The sequence below is a fragment of the Vibrio sp. 9-16B-A1 genome, from assembly GCF_056726165.1.
Genome location: NZ_JBSDZD010000030.1, coordinates 1 through 7,616 on the forward strand (window position 1 = coordinate 1; position 7,616 = coordinate 7,616).

The 7,616-nt window shown below is 51.4% G+C and carries 6 protein-coding genes, 5 tRNA genes and 2 rRNA genes; 10 read left to right on the forward strand and 3 right to left on the reverse strand.

The features are described 5' to 3' along the window. The 3 genes from ACVB80_RS24115 to ACVB80_RS24125 form a co-directional block, all read left to right on the forward strand. Positions 1-107, forward strand: a 23S ribosomal RNA gene (locus ACVB80_RS24115); the annotation flags it as partial. 85 nt (positions 108-192) lie between these two features. Then, positions 193-308, forward strand: a 5S ribosomal RNA gene (rrf, locus tag ACVB80_RS24120). A 43-nt stretch (positions 309-351) separates the two neighbouring features. Further along, positions 352-428 (forward strand) — tRNA-Asp (locus tag ACVB80_RS24125). 422 nt (positions 429-850) lie between these two features. On the opposite strand, the gene pssA is transcribed toward ACVB80_RS24125, so the two are convergent. Continuing rightward, positions 851-2,191, reverse strand: coding sequence for a CDP-diacylglycerol--serine O-phosphatidyltransferase (gene pssA, locus ACVB80_RS24130; RefSeq protein ID WP_481083816.1), 1,341 nt, complete (start codon positions 2,189-2,191; stop codon positions 851-853). 96 nt (positions 2,192-2,287) lie between these two features. Continuing rightward, on the reverse strand, positions 2,288-2,716 hold the full coding sequence (locus tag ACVB80_RS24135) for a GNAT family N-acetyltransferase (RefSeq protein WP_481083817.1): 429 nt from the start codon (positions 2,714-2,716) through the stop codon (positions 2,288-2,290). Between the two features lie 66 nt (positions 2,717-2,782). Here ACVB80_RS24135 and murB point away from each other — a divergent pair, with 66 nt between their 5' ends. Both murB and birA read left to right on the forward strand, forming a co-directional pair. Continuing rightward, complete coding sequence (murB, locus tag ACVB80_RS24140) at positions 2,783-3,829, forward strand: UDP-N-acetylmuramate dehydrogenase (RefSeq protein WP_481083818.1); 1,047 nt, start codon at positions 2,783-2,785, stop codon at positions 3,827-3,829. Positions 3,830-3,832: 3 nt separating this feature from the next. Continuing rightward, a complete protein-coding gene (gene birA, locus ACVB80_RS24145) occupies positions 3,833-4,798 on the forward strand; it encodes a bifunctional biotin--[acetyl-CoA-carboxylase] ligase/biotin operon repressor BirA (RefSeq protein ID WP_481083819.1) in 966 nt (321 codons plus the stop codon). A 24-nt stretch (positions 4,799-4,822) separates the two neighbouring features. Here the strand turns inward: birA and coaA are convergent, their stop codons facing one another. Then, complete coding sequence (coaA, locus tag ACVB80_RS24150) at positions 4,823-5,746, reverse strand: type I pantothenate kinase (RefSeq protein WP_481083820.1); 924 nt, start codon at positions 5,744-5,746, stop codon at positions 4,823-4,825. A 207-nt stretch (positions 5,747-5,953) separates the two neighbouring features. Here coaA and ACVB80_RS24155 point away from each other — a divergent pair. The 5 genes from ACVB80_RS24155 to tuf all read left to right on the forward strand — a co-directional run. Then, positions 5,954-6,029, forward strand: a tRNA-Thr gene (locus tag ACVB80_RS24155). A gap of 35 nt (positions 6,030-6,064) precedes the next feature. After that, positions 6,065-6,149, forward strand: a tRNA-Tyr gene (locus tag ACVB80_RS24160). Positions 6,150-6,183: 34 nt separating this feature from the next. Continuing rightward, positions 6,184-6,258 (forward strand) — tRNA-Gly (locus ACVB80_RS24165). Positions 6,259-6,271: 13 nt separating this feature from the next. Beyond that, positions 6,272-6,347 (forward strand) — tRNA-Thr (locus ACVB80_RS24170). Positions 6,348-6,438: 91 nt separating this feature from the next. After that, a partial coding sequence (gene tuf / locus ACVB80_RS24175; RefSeq protein ID WP_481083803.1) for an elongation factor Tu occupies positions 6,439-7,616 on the forward strand: 1,178 nt, incomplete at its 3' end.

Consider the following 7,616-nt stretch of genomic DNA (forward strand, 5'->3'; position numbering starts at 1 on the left):
TAAGTGTCCTGAAGGGTTGTTCGAGACTAGAACGTTGATAGGCAGGGTGTGTAAGCGTTGTGAGGCGTTGAGCTAACCTGTACTAATTGCCCGTGAGGCTTAACCATACAACACCCAAGGGGTTTTGATGGACTCAATAAAGAACATTGAATGTAGTGTAGAACGAAACAGCTTTCCGAATTAAAGAATTTGCTTGGCGACCATAGCGTTGTGGACCCACCTGATTCCTTGCCGAACTCAGAAGTGAAACGCAATAGCGCCGATGGTAGTGTGGGGCTTCCCCATGTGAGAGTAGGACATCGCCAGGCTTTAAATTAAGGACGCTTGCTTAATTAGCAAGTATGCCGCTGCGGAGCGGTAGTTCAGTTGGTTAGAATACCGGCCTGTCACGCCGGGGGTCGCGGGTTCGAGTCCCGTCCGCTCCGCCACTTATATTAGCCCGATGCGAAAGCGTCGGGCTTTTTTGTGCCTGTAACTTTTATGCTTTCAGCAGGTATTGGGGTATTGGTTCGTGGTACGCGGGCGCTTCGCTTCGTGGTTCGAGGGGCTATCGTGGAAAAGATCCTGGGACGCTTCGCTTTCAGGTCCTGGGTTTCTGGGGGAGTTTGCTGAAGCCACAGGTATTTGCTTGACGGAAAGAACGGCATAGCGAAGCCTGCGTGCAGTACCCAGTACCCAGTACCCAGTACCCAGTACCCAGTACCCAGTACCCAGTACCCAGTACCCAGTCACAGCCGTGTCCCTCCTCTCCCGTCCCACGAAGCGCAGCGCACACGTCCCCTCTCTATATCCCAGACACAAAAAAGCCGGCTCTGACAGCCGGCTTTGGTCTTTATGCTTCACGTATCCGTTAAAGTATCTGCTTCAGTATCCTGTCCGCGCTTACGCGGCGGATAGTACGGATAAGCTTTTGTACTTCTGCCGGGTAGGTGTCGACTTTATCGATCTGGCGGTAGGTACAAACAAGCTGAGTGTGCTGCAGGATATTCGCGACTTCCTGTTCGAATTTCTCCGTCAGGTGAGCGTAGTGGTCCTGAACCAGCAGGGCGTTCTCAAGATCCAGTTTCCACGCACGTGGGTTGAGGTTGTTGCCTGTCAGCAGCATATAGCGCTTATCGATCCACATGCCTTTCAGGTGGTAGCTGTGGTTCTCGTGCTTCCACAGGTGGACTGACAGCTGACGGCTTGCCAGGTAAGCTTCGTTGCTCTTGGCAAAGCGGCGCAGGTTCATCTCATACAGGTATGGTAAGCCACCAATGGTACTGAACGTCTCTGTTGGCGGGATGTAGAAGTCATTGGCGGTCTTGTCACCCACAACAATCGAGACTTTTACCCCACGTTTGAGCGCTTTTTTCAGTTCTTTCGCAAGATCTTTCGGGAAATTGAAGTAAGGCGTGCAGATGAAGATTTCATCTTTGGCTTTGGCAACCAGCTCTACGATAGTCTGGTTCAGCGGATTACGTCTTTTGCCCAGACCCACGATCGGTGTGATCGCCACCTGGTCATTGTTTGGGATCTGGTGGGCAAACTGATAGCTGGAGCGGGTCAGGCTGGCGCGGAACTGGCGGATCACTGTTTTCAGATCTTTCGTCGCCGGTTTTTTATCGCTGGCCAGGTTATTGACCGCATTGTGGCTGATCATCTCTTCCTGGATAAAGCGCACCATGGAATCTGCCAGAGCCGCGTTGTCGATGACGTGGTAGCGGTCAAAGCGGTAGCGATCCTGCTTATGCAGATAGACGTTGTTCAGGCTCGCGCCACTGTAGATGACCTGGTCATCGATAACAAAGCCTTTAAGGTGCAGGACTCCAAATACTTCGCGGCCACGAACAGGAACACCAAATACAGGGATCTCGTACTGGTACTTTTGGGCAAACTCTTTGTACATGGAAGCGTTGCCTTCTGACTGCTCAGCACCGATCAGGCCGCGTTGGGCACGGTGCCAGTCTACGCAGATCTTAACGTCCAGATCCGGGTTCGCCTGTTTGGCTTCATAAACGGCAGTCAGGATTTCACGGCCGGCTTCATCATCCTCCAGATAGAGGGCAGCAATACAGATACGCGTGTTTGCCTGCTCTATGGCTTGTAACAGATGCATGCGAAATGCTTCTGCGGAATAGAGAACCTGAAAGTGTGCCGGATCCATCGCGATGGTCGGCAGCGTGGTTATTTTATCCCGGATTGCAATCATAAATCTTTGAAAGCCTTGTTCTGTGTGCAAAATTGCGAATCTTAAATTTTACCAAAAATTGCCAGTCACTGACCAGAAATCTGCCATGATAAATGGTCAGGAATTATCGATATATTGTAAAGGTTTGAGCGACTTACCAGAATTTGAGTACCGTTGGTACAGGTTTCTCAGGCTGGCAGGCAGTTCTGACTCGTTAACAGGCCTGAAACCGTAGCGGCAGTAGAACTCTTCCAGGTGGCTGAGAGCGAAGCAGTAATCGCCATTTTTCAACAGCTTGTCCCTACAGTGCTGCATTAGTGCGGCGCCGGTTCCCTGGCCTCTGAGGCTGGAGTCCACGGCCATGCCAGTCAGCAGCCGGAAGGTTTCAATCGGCCGCAGGCGGACAACAGCGACCATCTGCTGTTGGTAAGCTGCCAGGATCACTTCATCGGATTTGGCTTTGCCTGCCGGGTAGTGTTGTTTGTAGAAGCGTTTAACCAGCGGAAGTTTGACCGGCTCGATGATTTCAAAAGTTAACGGATTCATTCAGTCACTGCGTGAATTTGGTGGATGGGTTAGAATACCCGCAGAATTATTTTGGCGTCCAGATTTATGAACATATACCCACAAGCAAGCCTTAAGGATTTCCATACCTTTTCCGTTTCGGCGAGCTGCGATTATCTTGTCGAAGTCACCTCTCTGGAGGAGCTGATCAGTTGCTATCAGAACCCTGAGTGGACATCGCTGCCGAAACTTGTGCTCGGTAAAGGCAGTAATATGCTGTTCACTGAGCATTTTCACGGAGTGGTGATCCTTAATCGCCTGATGGGTAAATTCATCAACGAGTCATCTGAGGCATACCACCTGCAGATTATGGGGGGGGAAGACTGGCCAGAACTGGTTGAGTGGAGTCTGGCTCAGGGGTATTTCGGCCTTGAAAATCTGGCTTTGATCCCGGGGTGCGCCGGCTCGTCGCCTATTCAGAACATTGGTGCCTATGGCGTTGAACTCAAAGACGTTTGTGAGTACGTGGATTACCTCTGTCTGGACAGCTTTGAAGTGAAGCGTCTCAGTCAGCCTGAGTGCCGTTTTGGTTACCGTGATTCAGTCTTTAAGCACGAACTCAAAGGGCGCGCAGTGATTGTATCTGTTGGACTGAGCCTGGCAAAGAGCTGGCAGCCGAATGCTGCTTATGGGCCACTGCAGGCGCTGTGCGAAGACAAGCTGACGCCAGAGCTGATTTATAAGACCATCTGTGAAGTGCGCATGTCCAAGCTGCCGGACCCGGCCAGACAGGGCAACGCAGGCAGTTTCTTTAAGAACCCGGTGGTGAGCCAGCAGCGGTTTGAGCAGCTTAAGCAGCTACATTCTGATATTGTGGGGTACCCGACAGAGCAGGGCGTAAAGCTGGCAGCCGGCTGGTTGATTGACCGTTGCGGCCTGAAAGGTACCCGTTGTGGTGGTGCTATGGTGCACGCCAACCAGGCGCTGGTACTGGTAAACCAGAATAACGCCACCGCTGAAGATGTTCTGAGGCTTGCAGAGCTGGTCACTGACAGGGTGAAACAGAGCTACGGCGTGTCACTTGAGCACGAAGTCCGCTTTATGGGGGCCACTGAAGAGACAGATCTTCAGGCCTGGATCAAACAGGGAAAGTAAGCCATGAAAGAGCCGTCTCTGAAATTTGCGATTATTGAAATCCTGGCTGATGGAGAGTTTCACTCCGGCGAAAAGCTGGGAGAGCAGTTTGGTGTATCCCGGGCTGCGATTGCCAAACACATTAAAAACCTGCAGGAGCTGGGGCTGGATATTTTCAGCGTACCAAGACGGGGATACCGGCTGGCACAGCCACTGTCGCTGCTTGATGCGGATACCATCAGTCAGTTGTCCGGCAGGCCTGCCGAAGTCTTCCCGGTTATCGATTCCACTAACCAGTATCTGCTCGACCGTATTCAGATGCTCGACAGTGGTCATGTCTGTCTGTCTGAGTATCAGAGTCAGGGACGTGGCCGGCGTGGACGTCACTGGGTATCCCCATTTGCCACTAATCTGTATATGTCGATGTACTGGCGGCTCGATGCCGGTATGGCGGCTGCTATAGGCCTGAGTCTGGTGATCGGTGTTGCTACCGTCGAAGCGCTTGAGTCCATGGGTGTAGAGGGCGTTAAGGTGAAGTGGCCGAACGATATCTACTATCAGGACAAGAAACTGGCCGGGATTCTGGTTGAGATGTCTGGTCAGGCGGGAGCGGCGGCTCACCTGGTCATAGGTATGGGGCTTAATGTGGCCATGCCGGAGCAGACAGAAGAGATCACCCAGCCCTGGACGGCGCTGAATCAGATCGCTGATGAATCGTTATCTACACAGCGCAGTGAGCTCGCTGCCACCGTGATTAAACACTGGCATCAGGCACTGGAAGAGTATGAGCTGACCGGTATGAGCAGTTTCGTTCCGCGCTGGAACCGGATGGATAACTTTACCGGCCGTCAGGTTAAACTGATCATGGGACCAAAAGAGATCCACGGTGAAGTGGCTGGCATCAATGACCAGGGCGCGGTGCTGCTGAAAACCGACTCAGGCATCGAGGCCTTCATTGGTGGTGAAATTTCATTGCGCAGTGCAGAGTAAGTACCTGCTTGCGCCTTAAGCCCTTTATTTACGCAGTAATACCTGCTCTACAGTGTGATTGCTGCCCTTTCTCAGAATAAGCTGTGCCCGCTCCCGCGTCGGCAGGATATTCTCATTCAGGTTCTTGCCGTTGATCGTTGCCCAGATATGGCGCGCCTTGCCGACCGCTTCATCCTGGCTCATCTGGGTATAGTGGTTAAAGTAAGCGCCGGGCTTAAGGAATGCGCCCTGACGGAACTTAAGAAAACGCTCGATATACCAGGTTTCAATCTGCTCTGGCTCTGCGTCGACAAACAGTGAGAAGTCGAGGAAGTCGGAGATAAATACCCGGTGCGGATCGTGCGGGTAATCCATGCCACTCTGCAGCACGTTCAGACCTTCAATGATCAATACGTCCGGCAGATCGACCACTTTCTCTTCTTCGGTGATGTCGTAAGTCAGGTGAGAATAGACCGGTGCGGTCACGTTGCGCTTACACGATTTTACATCTGAGACAAACTGCACCAGGCGGCGTATATCGTAGGACTCAGGAAAACCTTTCTTGGTCATAAGGTCACGCTCGTTTAACACCTTGTTTGGGTAGAGAAAACCATCGGTGGTGATCAGCTCTACTTTCGGGTGATTTTCCCAGCGTGACAGCAGTGCTTTTAACAAACGGGCGGTGGTGCTTTTGCCAACCGCGACACTGCCGGCGATACCGATGATAAAGGGTGGCGCGTGCTGCTCATCACTCAGAAACTCCTGCAAAACGGTGTTGCGGCTCTGACGGGCGGCGACATACAGATTGAGCAGCCTGGAAAGAGGGAGGTAGATTTCTACTGCCTCTTCCATGGTCAGGTTTTCATTGATCCCCTGCAGTTCCTTCAGATCTTCTGCACTAAGAGTCATTGGGACAGAGTTTCTCAGTTCAGACCACTGCTGACGGTCAAAATGCATGTAAGGGGTCATAGTAAACCTTGGGTTATCGGGCAGGGTGACGACAATACACTATGGCGTTCAGAAATCAAACGACAAGGCTGGCATAAATTGCCCTGATGCCATTGAGATGTGATGAATTTATGTGCAATTGTCAGTCTGGTAAAGGAATTTTGTTTTTTTTTGCTCTCAGCTATTGCAAGCCGGCGGCACATTCCTTAGAATGCGCCCCACTTATGTGCCGACTTAGCTCAGTAGGTAGAGCAACTGACTTGTAATCAGTAGGTCACCAGTTCGATTCCGGTAGTCGGCACCACTCTTTCCTAAATGAGTAAGAGTGCAGAAATTTTTGGAGGGGTTCCCGAGTGGCCAAAGGGAGCAGACTGTAAATCTGCCGGCTCCGCCTTCGATGGTTCGAATCCGTCCCCCTCCACCATATTCTTTAGGAAATAGCTCTCAGAGTTACGTGTGCGGGCATCGTATAATGGCTATTACCTCAGCCTTCCAAGCTGATGATGCGGGTTCGATTCCCGCTGCCCGCTCCACTCAATTAAGAGTGCTGATATAGCTCAGGTGGTAGAGCGCATCCTTGGTAAGGATGAGGTCGGCAGTTCGAGTCTGCCTATCAGCACCAGCTCTTAGCGTCATTTCCTTTCGAAGTATTACCATTAATATTGGTTGCGTGGTCTAAAGCCACCTTTAATCCGTACCTTGAGGGACACCCCATGTCTAAAGAAAAATTTGAACGTACGAAACCGCACGTAAACGTTGGTACTATCGGCCACGTTGACCACGGTAAAACTACTCTGACTGCAGCTATCTGTACTACTCTGGCTAAAGTATACGGCGGTGAAGCTAAAGACTTCGCGTCTATCGATAACGCTCCAGAAGAGCGTGAGCGCGGTATCACCATCGCAACTTCTCACGTTGAGTACGACACTCCATCACGTCACTACGCACACGTAGACTGCCCAGGACACGCTGACTATGTTAAAAACATGATCACCGGTGCTGCTCAGATGGACGGTGGTATCCTGGTTGTTGCTGCTACTGATGGTCCTATGCCTCAGACTCGTGAGCACATCCTGCTGGGTCGTCAGGTTGGTATCCCTTACATCATCGTATTCATGAACAAGTGTGACATGGTTGATGATGAAGAGCTGCTTGAGCTGGTAGAAATGGAAGTTCGTGAACTTCTGTCTGAGTACGATTTCCCAGGTGACGACCTGCCAGTAATCCAGGGTTCTGCTCTGGGTGCACTGAACGGTGAAGAGCAGTGGGAAGCGAAGATCGTTGAACTGGCTGAAGCTCTGGATTCTTACATCCCTGAGCCAGAGCGTGCTGTAGACCAGCCGTTCCTGATGCCAATCGAAGACGTATTCTCTATCCAGGGTCGTGGTACAGTAGTAACTGGCCGTATCGAGCGTGGTATCCTGTCTGTAGGTGACGAAGTAGAAATCGTTGGTATCAAAGAGACTACTACTACTACCTGTACTGGTGTTGAAATGTTCCGTAAGCTGCTTGACGAAGGTCGTGCAGGTGAGAACGTTGGTGCACTTCTGCGTGGTACTAAGCGTGACGAAGTTGAGCGTGGTCAGGTTCTGGCTGCTCCAGGTTCTATCACTCCTCACACCAAGTTTGAGTCAGAAGTATACGTTCTGTCTAAAGACGAAGGTGGCCGTCACACTCCATTCTTCAAAGGTTACCGTCCACAGTTCTACTTCCGTACAACTGACGTAACTGGCGACATTCAGCTGCCAGAAGGCGTTGAAATGGTAATGCCTGGTGATAACGTACAAATGACTGTTACTCTGATCGCTCCAATCGCGATGGACGAAGGTCTGCGTTTCGCTATCCGTGAAGGTGGCCGTACTGTAGGTGCTGGTGTTGTTGCTAAAATCTT

Coding starts and splice junctions, on each gene's coding strand:
- pssA (WP_481083816.1), bottom strand. CDS start 2,191: ATGATTGCAATCCGGGATAAAATAACCACGCTGCCGACCATCGCGATG.
- ACVB80_RS24135 (WP_481083817.1), bottom strand. CDS start 2,716: ATGAATCCGTTAACTTTTGAAATCATCGAGCCGGTCAAACTTCCGCTG.
- murB (WP_481083818.1), top strand. CDS start 2,783: ATGAACATATACCCACAAGCAAGCCTTAAGGATTTCCATACCTTTTCC.
- birA (WP_481083819.1), top strand. CDS start 3,833: ATGAAAGAGCCGTCTCTGAAATTTGCGATTATTGAAATCCTGGCTGAT.
- coaA (WP_481083820.1), bottom strand. CDS start 5,746: ATGACCCCTTACATGCATTTTGACCGTCAGCAGTGGTCTGAACTGAGA.